This is a genomic window from Bradyrhizobium sp., assembly GCF_050014615.1.
GTDB lineage: Bacteria > Pseudomonadota > Alphaproteobacteria > Rhizobiales > Xanthobacteraceae > Bradyrhizobium.
The window spans coordinates 1-16,861 of the sequence record NZ_JBEKCZ010000193.1 but is presented as its reverse complement, the minus strand read 5'-3'; the positions used below and the strand labels follow the sequence as shown (position 1 = coordinate 16,861).

The window sequence follows — 16,861 nt, the reverse complement described above, 5'->3', positions numbered from 1 at the left end:
GCGTGTCCTTTCGCCGTCAGTGTCACCAGCCTGGCGCGCTTGTGGTGAGGATTGTCACGAAATTCGACGATGCCCGCCCGCGCGAGTTCATCGGCGATCCGCTGCACCGATTGCCGCGTGAGACCCATGGCATTGGCAATATGCGCCACCGGCGCCCGTCCCTGCTGCAGGGCAATCGCGCCGACGACCTGCCAGCGCGCGCTGGTCAAGCCGATGTCGGCCACCAGCGCGTCACCGGACGCGATCAGAAGACCGTTGAGTCGGAATATCTCAAGCACCAGATCGGTGAGGGTGCCGGATTTGGACGGCTTTGTCATAATGACAATATACTGTCAATATGACAGTTAGCTGTCAAGTATGGATCGGCTGCCGTCGAGATGAAAATTACCTTGCACGCCAAACTGAGGCAGCCAACCGGTTGCCCGTCGGGATGCGGCAGATTGGCACGACGGGCAAAATTCCGGTTCACGCCAACCGCAAATCATCGGCTAACTGCGATCGTTCTGTTCCGGCAAGAGGGGCGGTCGCGCGTCGTCACGAACGCGGAATGGGATGTGGTGGACGCGAGAGCGTCGGCGCGCCATGGATGTCGCAGGGCGAGTGCACCTCGTGAGCGATGGGCAGGCGCGCAGGACGAACGACGTGTGAGCGTACGGCAAAACCGTGTGGTCCTGACGCCTCGACGCCGGCGTCAAGTTCTTGAGAAGCAAGCTTCTCAGGGATGACGGTGACAAACAAGCCCGATCACCGGGGAGAGCGCGGCATAAGCCGTAAAGCCATCACGCAGGGGATGCCGGATGCCTCCGCTGAGCCTGTATGCTCGTGCGCGCATCCACTCTCCTTATGCGCACGAGACCGCGGGTGCAGCGCGCATCCGGCATTCCCTGCGCCCTCTGTTTGGGGCGGACGGTTCCTGCACAACCCGGGCGCATCGCGCCGCGGGAAGGCGGAGCTATGTCTCCACATCGTCGTCCCGGCGAACGCCGGGACCCATAACCACAGGGCTTTGTGTTGCGCAAAAGTCGTTCAACAGCATCCTTCAACGATAGGCCGCGGCGTATGGTCCCCGCGCCCCGTGCGCACTTGCGCACTAGGCGGGGACGACGTGAGAGAGAAATGACGGCGTTCTGGCTGTTTGAAATGATGGAAAGGACAACGCGGTGCGGGCGACCGCCGCGTCAATTGACAGACGTGTGACATATTACTAACCTATCAGTAAATTGCCGCTGCCGAACAAGCGCAAATACCGGCTTGAACCGGATACTTGCTGGATTCCTGGGGAGGATTTCATGACCAGCCTTGATGTGGCCCATGGGGCAGCCGCCGCCGAAGGCGCGTTCGCCCTGCGCAGCGCGAAAACCGCACAGGCCGCGGATATCGCCGCCCGGCTGGAGCGGCTTCCGCTGACGTCCTACCAGCGGGGCATCTTCGCCATCATCGCCACCGCGTGGCTGTTCGACAGCATGGATCTCGCCGCGTTGACGTTCGTGCTCGGCTCGATCCGCCAGACGTTCCAGCTGTCGACCGCGGAGGCTGGGCTGCTGTCGAGCATGAGTTTCGTCGGCATGTTTCTCGGCGCCGCATCCGCGGGCCTGCTCGCGGATCGTTTCGGCCGCGCCCGCGTGTTTCAGGTCAGCATGATCTTCTGGGGCCTCGGCAGCCTGTGCTGCGGTCTGTCGTCGACCGTCACGGTGCTCGGCGCGTCGCGCCTTTTGCTGGGCTTCGGGATGGGCATGGAATTTCCGGTTGCCCAGTCGATGGTGTCGGAAATGATGCCGGCCGCCAATCGCGGCCGCTACATTGCGCTGCTGGAAGGCTTCTGGCCGCTGGGATTCATCGTGTCGGGCCTGTTGTGTTACGTGGTGCTCTCGGTCTCGGACTGGCGTTGGGTGTTCATTCTGCAGGCGGTCCCGGCCATCTTTGTCCTGGTGATCCGGCGCTACGTTCCGGAGTCGCCGCGCTGGCTGGCGACGCATGGTCATTCCGATCGTGCGGAAGCAACCATCCGGGAAATCGAGCAAAAAGTGTCCGCACGCCTCGGCGGCAGATCGCTGCCGCCGGTGCAACGCGAGCTGTTTGCCGAGGCACCGGAAGGCGGCGGCATCGCCGCGCTGTTTGCCGGAATCTACGCCAAACGCACCGCCATGTTGTGGACCCTGTGGTTCTTCGCGTTGCTCGGCTTCTACGGTCTGACCACCTGGCTCGGCGCGCTGCTGCAGGCCAAGGGATTCCCGGTCACCAAATCGGTGTTCTACACCATTCTGATTTCACTGGCGGGCATTCCCGGGTTCCTGTGCTCGGCCTGGCTGGTGGAAGCATGGGGACGCAAGGCGACCCTGGCGCTTAATCTCCTTGCCGGCGCGGCGGCTTGCTATTTCTACGGCTCCGCCGTGGATCAGACCCAGTTGATTATCGCGGGTCTTTGCATGCAGTTCTTCCTGTTCGGGATGTGGTCGGCGCTTTATGCCTACACGCCCGAACTCTATCCGACGCGGATTCGTGCGACCGGGACCGGCTTTGCGTCGGCGATCGGGCGCGTCGGATCGCTGATCGGTCCCTACGTCATTGGCATCATCCTGCCGTCGGCGGGACAGACAGGCGTATTCGCACTCGGCGCCGGCGCGTTCGTGGTGGCCGCGCTTGCGGTCCTCCTTCTCGGCGAGGAGACGCGGGGCAGAACGCTGGAAAGCATCTCGCACTGACGGGCGCATATTCCGGCTGCATATCGGGGATAAAGACGGCGGGCTGCGGCCTTCCCTGTTCGTTTGGCTGTGGCTGCGCGGCCGGTCATGGTTGCCCGTGCCGCCGCCGTTGTGAGATACCTGTTGCAGACGGCGAGCGACGACCGAGATTCGAAAATTCCAGGGCCGATAGACGAAATGGCTGACGAAAAAATGGCTGACAAACACAAGCGCCCGGAAGATTTACAGGGGCAGCGCCAGGCCGCCTCGAAGCGCCCGCGGAGCGCGGCTGTTAGCGCCGAGCGCAGCCGCAAAACCAGCCGGCTCGCTTCGCCCCCGAGCGATGCGACGATGACCGACAAGGCTTATGCCTTGCTGGAAGAACTGATCGTTACGCTGCAATTGGCGCCGGGCGCGGTGCTTTCCGAAGTCGTGCTGGCCAAGCGGCTCTCGACCGGGCGCACCCCGGTTCGCGAGGCCTTGCAGCGGCTTTCACGCGATGGCCTGGTGAATATTCTGCCGCGCCGTGGTGTTCTCGTTTCCGACATGGATCTGAGCGCGCAATTGCGGCTGCTGGAAGTTCGCCGTGAACTCGAACGGCTGATGGCCCGCGGTGCGGCGAAACGCGCGACGCTGGACGAGCGCAAGGAGTTTACCGAGATCGCGCAGGGCATGCGCCTGGCAGCCGAGAAGGAGGATGGCCTGGCGTTCATGCGGCTTGATCAGCAGTTCAACCTGTCGATCTCCGTGGCCTCGCGAAATGAGTTTGCCTCGCGCTCGATGGGGCTGATGCACGGCCTGTCACGGCGCTTCTGGTACCAGCACTACAAGCAGGCCGCCGACCTCCCGCTGGCCGCGCGCCTGCACGCGGAAGTCGCCGAAGCAGTCGCCGCAGAGAACATCGAGGCCGCCGGTGCCGCCTCCGATGCGTTGATGGCTTACATCGAGAGTTTTGCCCGCTCGACGCTGTAACCGATTAAAACTGGATAACCGTGCGGATGGCCTTGCCGGCGCGCAAATCGTCGAACCCGCGATTGATGTCGTCGAGGGCAATGCGGCCGCTGATCAGTTCATCGAGCTTGAGCCGGCCGTCGAGATAGGCCTGCGCCAGCAGCGGGAAGTCGCGCGCCGGCCGGGCGCCACCGTAACTCGATCGCCGGATTCGCTTTTCGCTCATCAGCGAGCCCCAGCGAAAGCTTACATCATTGGCAACGTCGATCTTGCCGAGCCAGATGATCTGACCGCCGGGCCGCACCGCTTCCGCCGTGCAACGAAACGCCGCCGGTTGGCCGGCCGCTTCGAGAACAATGTCGGCGCCGCGGCCTTTGGTCGCCGCCCGCACCGCCTCGACCGGATCGTCGCGCGTGGCGTTGACGGTCGCCGTGGCACCGAGCCTTGCAGCGAGTGCGAGCTTGGCGTCATCGAGATCGGCCGCGATGATGGCACCGGCGCCCGCCATCACCGCGCCCTGGACGGCGGCCAGGCCGACCGCGCCGCATCCGATCACCAGCACGGTGTCGCCATATCCGATATCGGCGACGTTCAATGCGGCGCCGACCCCGGTCATGACGCCGCAGCCGATCAGACAGGCCCGATCGAACGGAATATCCCGGGGTACCACGATCGCCTGCTGCGCCGGCACAACGCAATATTCGGCGAAGGCGCCCAGAAACATCAGATGGGCGAGATGCTCACCGCTCGACAGGCTGGCCTTCGATTGTCCGTCGAAATGAACGCCTTTGGGGCCTTCGCCGAGATAAGTTTCGCAGAGAATGGGCAGGTCGCGGTCGCAGTAAAAGCAGTGCCCGCAATGCGGATTCCAGGACAGGATCACATGATCGCCGGTCCGGATATCGCCGACGGCGCTGCCGACTTCTTCGACGATACCGGCCGCCTCGTGGCCCAGGATCATCGGCAACGGATAGCGCAGCGATCCGCTCATCACTTCGAGGTCGGTGTGGCAAAGGCCGGCGGCGCGAATTTTGACGATGACGTCGGTCGGGCCGAGTGGCGCGGCCGACACGCGCTCGATCGCAAGCGGCATGCCGCTCTGATGCAGGACAGCGGCACGATAATTCAGGCTCATCGCTCAGGCCGCTTGCGCATTGCCGCGCAGGACCCTGATCGCATCAACGAGATCATCCGCGGACAATTCCCATTCATTGTCGAAATTGGCGACCAGGCGCTCCATCAGCGCCTGGTGCAAGTGCTTTGCCGCCGCGGCATCGCCCAGATGATCGTACAGCAGGGCAAAGGCCAGCTGCGCCGGCTCCGGGCCCTCGTAGCTCCACTCAAATCCGTGTTCGGTCAGCTGCAATTGATCGTAATGGGGAGATAGCGGCTGGCCGTCGACGGTGACCGAAATTCCGTCGATCGTCCGATCCCCGGCATAATGTTTCATCTATTCTCTCCGGCGGGTTCAGAGTTGCTCGGCGTTCGACATCCTCGCGTCTACTTGCGCGCCTGGTTGAGGTCCTTCTTGACGACCTCCGGAAAAATCCACATCGCCGCGGTGGCGAATAGGCCGAGAAAGGCCACGGCGTAACTCGGGCCGCGCTGGCCGAGATAGACCATGAACACGTAGCCGGCAGCGGCCGTCGCGAGACAGGCCAGCGACAACATGGCTTTGATATGAGGGGGCATCGCGGGTCTCCGTTATGTCACATCAATGGCGGCACGCCGCCGACGAGATTTTGGGCCAACAGCAGCAGCACGACGGCGAATGCGCAAGCGGAAACGACAAGGCCCGATAGCCCGTCGCGAAAACGGCGCGGCAAGGCCTGGAAGATTTCCGGAACGAACAGAACCAAAATGCCGGCAACGATGACGAATGTCGTCCATCGCAGCTCGGTCACGCCAAAACGCACGGTCGCGGCCAGCACAGCAATCCAGAGAGCTGTCGTGGCCAGAACGAGAAGGTTCGTTGCCCGCAGGGGTGGGGATTGACGACGCAGCGGATACAGGCCTGCGAGTTGAAGAAAGCCCAGGCAGCACATGCTCCACAGCGCGGCGAACCAGGCCAGCGCCAGCATGTTCGGTTCGATCTGGTTCATGGAAGCCTCCCCGCAGATTGGCTGCCGGTTAGAGAAGACGCTGACCGGGACACATGCTGCCGGCCGGGGCCGTTCCGCAACACGATCTATTCAGCGGCGGCCGCAGTGACCGACAGCCGCGGCGTCTTCGATGTACGGCGCATGTCGGTTTTGACGTATCGCGTACTGTAGCCGTTGAAGACATGGCCCAGCAGTCCGCGATTGAGGTCCGACGTGCCGAGCAGATAGTCCATCACCGGGAAGGTGAGGTTCATGTTGCGCTCCATCATGATCGACTGATTGTGGTGCGCGGTATGATGCCGGCGGATCGTGTTCACAAACGGCATGGTACGCACGAACCAGTTTTCCTCGACATGGCAGCAGAAGTGCATGAACTCGTAGATCAGATACATCGAGGTGGTCGTCGAAATCAGCAGCCAGCCGGTATTGGGCGAGACCAGCAAGCCGGCGACGATGGCGGCCGGAATCGACATGAAGGTAAAGACGACGAGGGCGTAGGGCGGGAAGAATGTCACGCGCCAGTCATGATGGTCGGCGAACCGCATCTCCTGTTCGGTAAAAAACTGATGATGCATCAGGGTGTGGCGGCTGTAGATGGCGCGAAGCAAGGGGACATTCGACGGACGATGCATGACATATCGATGCACCGCCCACTCGAAGAAATTGGCGATCAGAAACACCACCGGCACCGTCAGCCATTCCCACGGCCGGATATCGTGAATGTTGGCGATATAGACATAAAGGGCCGTGAAGCCGATCGTGTAGATCAGCACAACGTGAAGCCAGCCATTGTACCAGCCGGCCACGCGCTCCCGATAGCTCGCCCGGTATTTGCGCTGCCTCTCCGTCATGGGGGTTGCTGCAAGTTCCATGTCGACCTCCCGGAGCGTTTTTTGATGCTGGCGAACCTTGCACGATAACTGACATGTTTTCCCTGGCGCCTGCGATAGCAGCGCCATCGGATCACGGCACAGAGCCGCTCAGCGTACCGTCGAAACGACGACCGGCGGATCGGGAAAGGTTTCTTCCCACCCGCCGCCGAGCGCCTTGAACAGCTGCACGACGTTCAGCGAGACGTTCATGGTGCTGGTGGCGTATTGTTGCTCCGCCTGGAGCAGCGACCGTTCGGCGTCGAGCACGGTCACGAACTCTGCGACGCCGTCATTGTAGCGGGCGCGGGCCAGGATGAGCGCCTGGCGGCTATGATCGGCCTGCGATTTGAGGCGAGCCCGACGGGTCTGTTCGAGGCGCCGGGAAACCAGCGCATTGACGACGTCATGCCAGGCCTGCAGCACGGTCTTGTGGTAGAATATCGCCGCTTCCTGCTGCTGGGCGTCGCGCAGTTCAAGCGTCTTTTTCAGGCGGCCGCCGGCGAAGATCGGCAGGCTCACACTCGGTCCCACCATGTACTGCAGCGAACTGCCCTTCCAGAGATTGGTGTAATCGAGCGCGTCGAGGCCGACCGTGCCGTTAAGCTGGACGCTTGGATAGAACGCGCCGACGGCAACACCGATGTTGGCGGTGGCCGCATGCAGCTGGGTTTCAGCCGCCCGAATATCCGGCCGGCGCCGGGCGAGTTCCGAAGGGATCCCGAGTGGAATGCGCGGCGGCGCCAGCGGGATGGCTCGTGGGCGGCCGAGGGCGGCCCGCAACGCACCCGGCGGCTGATCCAGCAGCAGGCTGAGCGCATTGATGTACTGCGATTCCTGCTGTTCCAGCGTCGGTAATTGGGCGCGGATGCTTTCGACCTGCGCCGCGGCATTCTCGACATCGAGGCCGTTCTGGACGCCGTGCTCCTGACGCTGCTGGGCGAGTTGCAGGATGTCGCGATCGACCTTCAGATTATCATTCGCAATTCCGATCTGGGTCTGGACACCGCGCAGCTGGATGTAGTCGCGTGCCAGTTCAGCGAGGCTCGACACCAGCGCGTCGCGGCGCTGGTCCTCGGCCTGATCGACCTGGGCGTCGGCCGCCTCGACCTGCCGGCGCACTTTACCCCACAGATCGAGCTCCCAGGAGGCATCGAACCCGACATTGTAGTCATTGATCGGCGTGATCGGGATGCCGCCGCTGGCGGAAGGTCCGAGCAGGCCCCCCAGCAGACTGATGATGCCGTTTTGGCTGTAGAGTTCGCGGGTATATTTGGCGTCGCCGTTGATCGACGGGAATTCGGCCGCGGCGGTGACGCCGCGCTGAAACCGGCTCTCCGCCAGCCGGATCGTGGCCGTCCGCACGTCGAGATTGGCGTCGGCAACACGGTGCTCGAGACCGGTGAGGACGGGATCGCGGAATACCGCCCACCAGGTCGGATCGGTCGGTGGTGGCAGCCGCGCATCGGAAACCGCGACGCCGGCATCGCCGTTGAAGGATGTTTCCGGCAATTGCGGGTCGGGCGGCGCAAAGTCCGGGCCGACCATGCAGCCGGCCAGCAGCATCGGGGCCATCATGACAGCGATAAGCCGTCTGGTGCGGTGCTCTGCCATCAATGTGCCCCTGCCGGGCGGCCGCCGCCGATCTTCGGCGATATCAGGAAACAGAGTGGAACCATCAAAAACGCGACGATCGCGCAATAGTAGAACACATCCGAATAGGCCAGAACCGTCGCCTGTAGCCGGAACGATTGGTAGACGCGGCCGACGGCGATGTCGTGGGCGGCGGCGCCCACCCGGCCCAAGGCGCGCAGCGTTTGCTCGTAGCTTGCAATCAGGGCCTGATAGGGCTGATGGAACGGGCTCGCCCATTGCGACAGATAGGTCTGGTGCACCTGCGAGCGCTGCGTGATCTGGGCGGTCGACAGCGAAATACCGATCGAGCCGAAAACGTTGCGGAACATCGCGAACAGGGCGGCGCCGTCGCCGTTGAGCCGGCGCGGCAAGGTCAGGTAGGCCACGGTGCTGATCGGAACAAACAGAAAGGCAAGGGCGGCGGTTTGCATGGTCCGCATCATGACCAGCGTGCGGAAGTCGATGTTCGGGGCGAGGCCACTGGAGAACATGAGGCCTATTCCCATGATGGAAAAGCCGAGCGCAATCACGTAGCGGGTCTGCAACACCGTCATCAGCCTGCCGACGATCGGGATCAGCACAATAACGGCAATGCCGCCGGGCGACAGCACAAGCCCAGCCCAGGTCGCGGTATAATTCAGCGTCTGTTGCGCGAATTGCGGGATGATGACGGCGCTGGCGTAGAGGATGGCTCCCGTCGCACTGATCATGATGCAGCCGGCGGAAAAATTGCGATCCTTGAAGACCTCGAGATCGACGATGGGCTTTTTGGCGACGAGGAGCCAGCCGACGGCGCCCAGAATGCCGAGGAACGCCACCAGGGCCATCAGGCAGATGAAGTTCGACTCGAACCAGCCAGCGTCCTCACCGCGGTCCATCATGATCTGGAAACTGCCGAGGCCGAGCGTGATCAGCGACAGGCCGATATAGTCGATGCCGCGGCGCTTTTTCTCCTTCTCCCACGGCGGATCCTCGACCAGCACCGACACCAGAAATACCGCGAGGATGCCGACCGGGACGTTCAGGAAAAATATCCAGCGCCATGTGACCTGGTCGGTGATGTATCCGCCGAGCGTGGGCCCCAGCACCGGGGCGACGATGGTGGCAATGGCCGCGACACCAAACGCCGCGCTGCGTTTGGCCGGCGGAAATGTATCGAGGATGATCGACTGCTGATTGGGCTGCAAGCCACCGCCGAAGAATCCCTGGGCCAGCCGGAAGACGATGAGCTGGGTCAGGCTGGTCGAGGTGCCGCACAGAAACGAGCAGACCGTGAACATCGCGATGCAGATGATGAAGTAGCGTTTGCGTCCGAGCAGATCGCCAAGCCAGCCCGAGATCGTCAGCACGATGCCGTTGGCGACGAGATAGGACGTCAGCGCCCAGGTCGCTTCATCGCTGCTCGATGACAGGCTGCCCGCAATATGGGGCAGGGCGACATTGACGATCGTGGTGTCGAGGATTTCCATGAACGCGGCCAGCGTGACCGCGACCGCAATCAGCCAGGGATTGTAGCGCGGCTTCCAGGTAGCGCCGGCGGCAGGCGCTGCGGCCTCTGCCGCGCTCATCTCACCGTTACCGTTGGTTCGGCGGAGATCCCAAGCGGCAGCGGGATATTCGGATCGAGGCCGCTGTCGATGACGATTTTGACCGGGACGCGTTGCACCACCTTGACGAAATTGCCGGTCGCATTTTCCGGCGGAAAAGCGGTGAACTTGGATCCGGATCCCAGCTGGATGCTTTCGACGTGACCTTGCAAGTCAAGTTTGGGGTAGGCGTCGATCTTGATCCTGACCGGCTGGCCCTTTCGCATATCGCTGAGCTGGCTTTCCTTGAAATTGGCGGTGATCCAGACCTCAGGCGCGACGATCGAAAAAATCTGCTGCCCGGGCGCGACGTAGTTGCCCTGCTCGACATTCCGCTTGGTGATCCAGCCGTCCTGGGGTGCGGTAACGACGGCCCATGACAGATTGAGATTGGCCTGGTCGAGCCTGGCTTGGGCTTGTTCGACCTGCCCTTTCAACTGTCCCACCTGCGCATCGGTTTCGCCAATGCGCTGCGGCACCGGCGAGTTCTGCGCGACCTGCGCTTCGGCAAGCATGACCTGCGCCTGAGCCTGTTTGAACGCAGACGTCGATGCGTCGATGTCCTGCTGCGTCGTGGCCAGCTTCGGAAGCGATCGCTGGCGGTCGTAGTCCGCCTGGGCCTTGGCGAGATTGGCCTGAGCGTTGGCGAGTTGAGCCTGGGCCTGCTCCAGCTGAGCGGGAAAGTTCTTGCGGGCGATCTCCAGGCCAAATTGCTGGCCGGCATATTGCTGCTTCGCGGTCTCCAGCGCACCCTCGGCCTGGTCGCGGTCGATCTGGTACTGCCTCGGATCGATATGAATGAGCGGCTGGCCCCGTTTCACGAATTGATTGTCGGTGACGTCAAGGGAGATAACGGCCCCGGCAACCTGCGGCGCGATGCTGATCGCCCGTCCGTCGGTATAGGCGTCGTCAGTGCTTTCCAGATTGCGGGTCGAAAGCCAGTAGTAAATGCCTCCCACCAGAAGAAGGCCGACAACAATGAGGCCGATCACGGCGACGAAGGGACGTCGCTTTTTCCGCGTCGCCTGGTCGGCGTTTTCGTCAGAGCTCTGGTTCGAGGCGGAATCGCCGTCGGGTTTTGTCGCAGGCTTGTCGGCGGCCGGCTGGCCATTGCGCGCGTCGTCGCGTGGCGTATTCTTGTGCGCCGACGTATCGGGATCGGTTGGGCTTTCAGACATGTCCATCCGCTGCGGGTCAACTCGACGGGTCAACGCAGTCCGCGTTGGTAGCTATCCGAACCCATGGGTTCGAATATGGATTTTGGAACCAAGAGTCAATGAAGCGCAAGATGCCATCGAAGCAAAGTAACAAAAAGGCGCGCCGGCGGGTTCCACGGGGCGCCAAACGGCGGGCGGAAATAGCCTCTGTCGCGGAGCGGGTATTTCTCAAGCGGGGGTTCGCCGATACCACCATGCAGATGATCGCCTCCCTGGCCGGGGGATCAAAGGAGACACTGTACCGGCACTTTGCGAGCAAGGAAGCGCTGTTCGCTGAAATTGTCGACCGCCGGGCGACCTTGATCTCCGGCCCTCAGAGCGCATTGGCGCGGGATGAGGAGCCGGAAACAGTACTCTGCGAATTGGGGCTTGGCTTGATGCGTTTGATGATGAAGAGCGACACGTCATCGCTGCTCAGGATTGTCGTCGCCGAAGCGCCGCGTTCACCGCAGCTCGCCAGGGTATTTTATGCCCGGGGACCGGGTGCCACTCTGGACAGGCTTACAGACTATCTACGCGTCGCCACCCGCCGCCGGCAACTGGATTGCCCGCAGCCATTGCTCGCGGCAAAGCTCTTCATTGGCTCCGTCGTCGCGCAGCATCATTTGTATTCCCTGATCGGACAGCCTCCAGCCGCACCATCCGAAAGCGAAATGAGGAAACATGTCCATGCCGCGGTCATGATGTTTCTGGCGCGCTATGACAGCTCACGGAAAAGCGAGAAACGTCAGCCCGACAAAAATTGAAACTCGGCGATATCGTCCGGAAATTCGTGCCCTCCCGTATGCTCGGCGCCCGCATCGCCATTGTCGTTACTCCTTCTTCTGCCCGGATATTTCCACGACGCGGCGCCAACGCTCGGTCTCGGCCGCGAGCATGGCGCCGAACTGGTCGGCATTGCCGGTCATGGGAATGGCGCCGAGCTCGCCGAGCCGCTGTCTGATTACGGGATCGACCAGGGCTTGAACGATTTCCCGGTTCAGGAGGTCGATGATTTCCTTTGCTGTGCCGCGCGGGGCGCCGACGCCGTAGAATGAACTGGTTTCGAAGCCGGTGAGCGTGTCTCCGATCGACGGCACTTCCGGCATCGTTTCCGATCGCTCCCGGGTCGTCACGCCGAGCGCACGCAGCTTTGCCGATCGCACCAGTTCGAACGACGACGTGACGTTGTCGAACATGCCCTGGATCTGGCCGGACATCACGTCGGTGAGGCCCGGAGCCGAGCCGCGATAGGGCACATGAACGAATTGAATTCCAGCCATCGCCTTGAACAACTCGCCCGAAAGATGAAGCGAGGTGCCGATGCCGGATGAGGCGATGCTGAGTTGGCCCGGATGGGTCCTGGCGTAGGCGATGAATTCGGCGACGTTGCGGACCGGAAGGTCGTTATTGACCACCAGCACCAGCGGGATGCGCGCGACGCCTGCGACCGGCATGACGCTTTTGGCGAAATCGTAGGGCAGCGAGGGATCGAACGAGGCGTTGATGGCGTTGGCGGTGCTGGTCAGCAGCAGGGTATATCCGTCCGACGGTGAATTGATCACGGCCTGGGTGCCGATGTTGCTGCCCGCGCCCGGCTTGTTTTCGACGATGAACGGCTGGCCGAGCCGCTCCGACAGGCGCTGGCAAATCAGGCGGGACAGGACATCGGTGGCGCCGCCCGCGGTGTAAGGCACCACCCATCGCACCGGATGCGACGGGTAGGTATCCGCCCGCGCCGGGGTCACGCCGCGGACGCCGAGCAACGCCACGGCCGCCGAATGCAGCCATGCCCGCCTGCTGATCGTCGTAGCCCCCAAAGAATTCTGATCGGCAGACATTGCAGCAATCCGGTAAGCGGTATGGCGCGGCATCATCGCGGTAAAATTCCAGCGCGTCCATAAGGGTTTATGACCGCAGAACGCGGCATGCTTCGAATCCAGGCATTGCCGATGAAATCGGCGCCATTCCGATTTCGCGCTTGCTTAAGAACCGTTAACCAATTTGTGGGGATAATCGCATCGACGAATCCAGAAGGAGTTCGCGATGTCCAAATTTGCGATTGGCGAGATGGTCGATAAAGCGGCCGACGACCATGAAGGCGGCATCATCATCGCCGTGTTTCCGACCGAGGACGGCAACTTTCGCTACGCCGTCGATATGGAGGGCTATGGCGCGCTCCAGTTCTTCGCCGAGGAAAAGCTGGTCGTTCACGCCAGCTAAGGCTCCGGTCAAATCGGGTCCGTGCGGTCCCGGCTAAATCCGGTGCTTAGGGCGCGATGGTCCGTCAATCATTCTGCGCGACATGACCGCAGAGAGGCCGCCCGCCGACGCCGGCCGTTCGCGAGAAGATCGTGACCCAGCCTTAACTCTGCCGATTAACACCTGGTCAGGCCAACACGGCTATACGTGGTCCTCGACCAACAAGTATTCAGCCATGAACGCAGGCGTCATTGAGCAACCGACCGATGGCCCGCGGCTGCGCGGCAAGCCCTCCGCGGCCAAGAGCTGGCTGAAGGCCATCGAGTTGACCTCCCGCATCGAGGCAAACCCCCGGCGGTTGTTTGCGGATGTTGTCGAGGATTGGGCCGCACGACAACCGGAACGTCCCGGCCTGATATCGGATACGGAGACGTTCAGCTACCGGACCTTGGCGGAGCGGGTAAACCGTTACGCGCGCTGGGCGTTGTCGGTAGGTATCAAGGCCGGCGATACGGTTTGCCTGTTCATGCCCGGCCGGCCGGATTACATCGCCGCCTGGCTCGGCATCAGCAAGGTCGGCGGCGTCGCGGCGCTGATCAATACCAAACTGGTGGGGCCATCGCTGTCGCATTGCATCAACGTCGCGGCTGCGGATCATGTCATCCTCGCCCACGATCTCGCCGCGGTGTTTGAAACGGCAGCACCACAGTTGAACCGTGCGCCGAAAATCTGGCTGCACGGCGGCGACGCCTATGAGGCCGGTATCGATGCAGCTTTGGACCAGTTGGACGGCAGCCCGCTGACGCAAAGCGAGCGGCGCGGGGTCACCATCAACGACCGGGCGCTGTTGATCTACACGTCCGGGACCACCGGCCTGCCAAAGGCGGCCAGCATCAGTCACCGGCGCATCCTCAACTGGGGCGGCTGGTTTGCCGGATTGACCAACGCGTCGCCGGAAGATCGGCTGTTCGATTGCCTGCCGCTGTTTCACAGCGTCGGCGGCATCGTCGCGCCATGCAGCATGCTGAGCGCGGGCGCATCGGTCGTGCTGTCGGATAAATTCTCCGCCGGCAGTTTCTGGCACGACATCGTGCGCTGGGACTGCACGCTGTTCCAGTACATCGGCGAACTGTGCCGGTATCTTCTCAAGGCCCCCGGATCCGAATTCGAGACCCGGCATCGGGTTCGGCTGGCCTGTGGCAATGGCCTGCGTGGCGATATCTGGGAAGCCTTCCAGGCGCGGTTTTCGATTCCGCAAATCCTGGAGTTTTACGCTGCGACCGAAGGCAATTTCTCGCTCTACAATGTGGAAGGCAGACCGGGCGCGATCGGCCGAATTCCGCCGTTGCTGGCGCATCGTTTTCCGGCGGCGCTCGTTCGTCTCGACCCGGAAGGGGACCTGCCGGTTCGCACAGCGGCCGGACTTTGCGTGGCTTGCGCCCGCGGAGAGGTCGGCGAAGCCGTCGGCCGGATCGGAACCGCCGACGACGGGGGAGGCCGGTTCGAGGGCTATACCGACGCCGCCGAGACCGAAAAGAAAATTCTGCGTGACGTGCTGGCGAAAGGCGACGCCTGGTTTCGCACTGGCGACCTGATGATGCTCGACGAAGGCGGCTATTTCCACTTTGTCGATCGGGTCGGAGATACTTTTCGCTGGAAGGGCGAGAATGTCGCCACCTCCGAAGTGAACGAGGCCGTTGTGAATTGCCCTGGTATCATCGATGCGACCACTTATGGCGTGGAAATTCGAGGCGCCGACGGCCGCGCCGGCATGGCAGCGATTGTGGTGGATGACCGGTTTGACCTCAGGGATTTCGGGGATCATCTCGCGCGCCGGCTGCCGGCCTATGCCTGCCCGGTGTTTGTGCGTATCTGCACGACGCTGGATAACACCGAAACCTTCAAGCAAAAAAAACAGGGATTGATCGGCGAGGGTTTCGATCCGCAGCGCGTCAAGGATCAGATCTTTTTCAAAGATCCGGCATCCGGTGCCTATCGCCCGATCGATGCCGCCAGCCATGCGCGGATAGTGGACGGCTCGATCCGGTTATGAGTTCGCGCGCCTATATGGCAATCAAGAAGCTGGCGCCTGAGTCGCACGCCGCGCATTCGTAGGTCCGCAGCTCAACGTTGGGGCCGCTTGGCTCGATGAGGGTCAACTTCATCTGCCTGCCGCATGCAGGGCACGGCAGCTCCGCGGTCTGAAATTGAGTACAGCTTGGCGGTGGAGGCGTGATTTTCATGGTTGCCCAATTTCGGCCGGTCGCGTCGATTCCGTCAGGAAGCAAGTACGATGCGTTCAACCGGGATTCGGATGGTCCAAACCGTGCCATGATCGGAGTCGATGATTGCGCTTCCGCGAATCTGTTCGACCAGCCGTCGTACCAGCCCAAGTCCATGCCGCTTGCTTTCGGCCTTAGCCGGGAAGCCAGTGCCGTCGTCGCTGATGGTGATGGTCGCGATATCGCCGTCGGCGCGGCGAACCGACACGGTAATTGAACCGCCCTTGCCGTCGGGGAAGGCATGGTCATAGCAGTTGGTGACGACCTCCGCGACGACGATGCCCAACGCCGTCACCACATCGAGATCGAGAACGATGGCGTCGCTGTCGCACTTAAGCGTAACTCGCCCGTCGGGTGCCGCCTGAATGTTCGAGAGATTGAGGCACAGCGATTTTACGTAACTGCCGAAATCGGTGGTTCGCGTCATCTCGTTTCCGAGCAGATGGTCGTAGACCTGCGCCAGGGTAGAAACCCGGCGCGAGATCGCCTTGATACCGCGTTGTCCGGCCGCGTCCGACGTGTCGTCCAATTGCTTGCTCAGCATCCCGTAGACCAGCTGCAGATTGTTGCGGACCCGGTGTTGCAACTCCTCGGCCAGGACCTTCTTCTGTTCCAGCAGCCGGTCCTTCTCGGCGACAAGGACCTTCATTCGCTCGATGGTACCCTGCAGGATGCCCGTGCGCGCGGATGTCGCGACAGCCTCCGCAAGAACATTGGCAAAGCCGGTCAGGAAATCGACATCATGCTCGTCGTAATCATGCTGCTCGTTGTTGTCGATCTCCAGCACGCCATAGGGCTGGTCGTCGTTGCCCTTGATGACGACGTCAATGGTCGAAACGATGCCATGCTCGGCATAGAACGGCGGCAGTTCGAAGTCATTGTCGTTGCGCAAATCGTTGCAGATCGACGGTTCTCCGGTAATAAAAGCACGCCCCTGCGGTGAGGTTATGTCGGCCCGCGAGACGACATTTCCAATCACACCGGGGTGCCAGCCGTGGCCGGCTTCGATCAGAAGATCGTTCTCCTGTTCGCGGTAGCGGCACACCTTGGAAAACGGCACGCTGAGGCATTCGGCGCAGACCCGCGCCGCTTCCGTCAGGACTTTCAAGACATCGCCTTCGCGAAGCGCAAAGCTGCCAAAGTGGGCAACCGCGGCCTGCTGGCGAAGAAGCTTGCGGACTTGTGTGCCGTTTTCTCTCATATGGGGACCGCCTGGGATTCGGTCGTTGCCGGATGCAGCAGCTGGAACCCCTGAGGGAACGGCGGCTGCGCTTTGCCGGTGGTGACGATCTCGGCGACGATTTCCAGGCCGCGAAGCAGATCGACGGAGCGGTAAGGTTTGGCGAGGCAGGCGTCA

The 16,861-nt window shown here is 62.2% G+C and carries 16 protein-coding genes; 5 read left to right on the top strand and 11 right to left on the bottom strand.

Translation table 11 applies throughout. The features are described from left to right. A partial coding sequence (locus ABR948_RS24120) for a MarR family winged helix-turn-helix transcriptional regulator (protein ID WP_428122918.1) occupies nt 1-317 on the bottom strand: 317 nt, incomplete at its 3' end. A gap of 972 nt (nt 318-1,289) precedes the next feature. On the opposite strand from ABR948_RS24120, the gene ABR948_RS24115 reads away from it, so the two are divergent. Beyond that, the gene (locus ABR948_RS24115) at nt 1,290-2,702 is read left to right on the top strand and encodes an MFS transporter (protein ID WP_428122916.1); all 1,413 of its coding nucleotides are present in this window, start codon (nt 1,290-1,292) and stop codon (nt 2,700-2,702) included. Between the two features lie 192 nt (nt 2,703-2,894). Then, nucleotides 2,895-3,653, top strand: a complete 759-nt coding sequence (locus ABR948_RS24110; RefSeq protein WP_428122914.1) for a GntR family transcriptional regulator — start codon at nt 2,895-2,897, stop codon at nt 3,651-3,653. Nucleotides 3,654-3,657: 4 nt separating this feature from the next. On the opposite strand, the gene ABR948_RS24105 is transcribed toward ABR948_RS24110, so the two are convergent. The 8 genes from ABR948_RS24105 to ABR948_RS24070 form a co-directional block, all read right to left on the bottom strand. After that, a complete protein-coding gene (locus tag ABR948_RS24105; RefSeq protein ID WP_428122913.1) occupies nt 3,658-4,767 on the bottom strand; it encodes a Zn-dependent alcohol dehydrogenase in 1,110 nt (369 codons plus the stop codon). A 3-nt stretch (nt 4,768-4,770) separates the two neighbouring features. Further along, the gene (locus ABR948_RS24100) at nt 4,771-5,082 is read right to left on the bottom strand and encodes a DUF6166 domain-containing protein (protein WP_428122911.1); all 312 of its coding nucleotides are present in this window, start codon (nt 5,080-5,082) and stop codon (nt 4,771-4,773) included. Nucleotides 5,083-5,132: 50 nt separating this feature from the next. Further along, nucleotides 5,133-5,324 (bottom strand): hypothetical protein, encoded by a 192-nt coding sequence (locus ABR948_RS24095; protein WP_428122910.1) that lies wholly within the window; start codon nt 5,322-5,324, stop codon nt 5,133-5,135. 17 nt (nt 5,325-5,341) lie between these two features. Continuing rightward, a complete protein-coding gene (locus ABR948_RS24090) occupies nt 5,342-5,734 on the bottom strand; it encodes a hypothetical protein (protein WP_428122909.1) in 393 nt (130 codons plus the stop codon). A gap of 86 nt (nt 5,735-5,820) precedes the next feature. After that, complete coding sequence (locus ABR948_RS24085; RefSeq protein ID WP_428122908.1) at nt 5,821-6,606, bottom strand: sterol desaturase family protein; 786 nt, start codon at nt 6,604-6,606, stop codon at nt 5,821-5,823. A gap of 108 nt (nt 6,607-6,714) precedes the next feature. Further along, a complete protein-coding gene (locus ABR948_RS24080; RefSeq protein ID WP_428122907.1) occupies nt 6,715-8,217 on the bottom strand; it encodes an efflux transporter outer membrane subunit in 1,503 nt (500 codons plus the stop codon). Further along, on the bottom strand, nt 8,217-9,806 hold the full coding sequence (locus tag ABR948_RS24075) for a DHA2 family efflux MFS transporter permease subunit (protein ID WP_428122905.1): 1,590 nt from the start codon (nt 9,804-9,806) through the stop codon (nt 8,217-8,219). Before ABR948_RS24075 ends, ABR948_RS24080 begins: the two co-directional genes overlap by 1 nt. Beyond that, entirely contained in the window at nt 9,803-11,002 is a 1,200-nt protein-coding gene (locus ABR948_RS24070; RefSeq protein WP_428122904.1) for an HlyD family secretion protein, read from the bottom strand. The genes ABR948_RS24075 and ABR948_RS24070 overlap by 4 nt, the downstream gene beginning before the upstream one ends. A 98-nt stretch (nt 11,003-11,100) precedes the next feature. Here ABR948_RS24070 and ABR948_RS24065 point away from each other — a divergent pair, with 98 nt between their 5' ends. After that, on the top strand, nt 11,101-11,787 hold the full coding sequence (locus ABR948_RS24065; protein ID WP_428122903.1) for a TetR/AcrR family transcriptional regulator: 687 nt from the start codon (nt 11,101-11,103) through the stop codon (nt 11,785-11,787). Between the two features lie 66 nt (nt 11,788-11,853). On the opposite strand, the gene ABR948_RS24060 is transcribed toward ABR948_RS24065, so the two are convergent. Further along, nucleotides 11,854-12,861 carry a Bug family tripartite tricarboxylate transporter substrate binding protein gene (locus ABR948_RS24060; protein WP_428122901.1) on the bottom strand — a complete coding sequence of 336 codons (1,008 nt, stop codon included), beginning with the start codon at nt 12,859-12,861 and terminating at the stop codon, nt 11,854-11,856. A 205-nt stretch (nt 12,862-13,066) separates the two neighbouring features. On the opposite strand from ABR948_RS24060, the gene ABR948_RS24055 reads away from it, so the two are divergent. Together ABR948_RS24055 and ABR948_RS24050 are read left to right on the top strand one after the other, a co-directional pair. Continuing rightward, nucleotides 13,067-13,243 (top strand): hypothetical protein, encoded by a 177-nt coding sequence (locus tag ABR948_RS24055; protein ID WP_428122900.1) that lies wholly within the window; start codon nt 13,067-13,069, stop codon nt 13,241-13,243. A gap of 214 nt (nt 13,244-13,457) precedes the next feature. After that, nucleotides 13,458-15,275 carry a long-chain-acyl-CoA synthetase gene (locus ABR948_RS24050; RefSeq protein WP_428122899.1) on the top strand — a complete coding sequence of 606 codons (1,818 nt, stop codon included), beginning with the start codon at nt 13,458-13,460 and terminating at the stop codon, nt 15,273-15,275. Between the two features lie 224 nt (nt 15,276-15,499). Here ABR948_RS24050 and ABR948_RS24045 read toward each other — a convergent pair whose 3' ends face one another. Continuing rightward, nucleotides 15,500-16,705: a histidine kinase dimerization/phosphoacceptor domain -containing protein gene (locus ABR948_RS24045; protein WP_428122898.1), complete on the bottom strand. Its 1,206-nt coding sequence runs from the start codon at nt 16,703-16,705 to the stop codon at nt 15,500-15,502. Between the last annotated feature and the right edge of the window lie 156 nt (nt 16,706-16,861).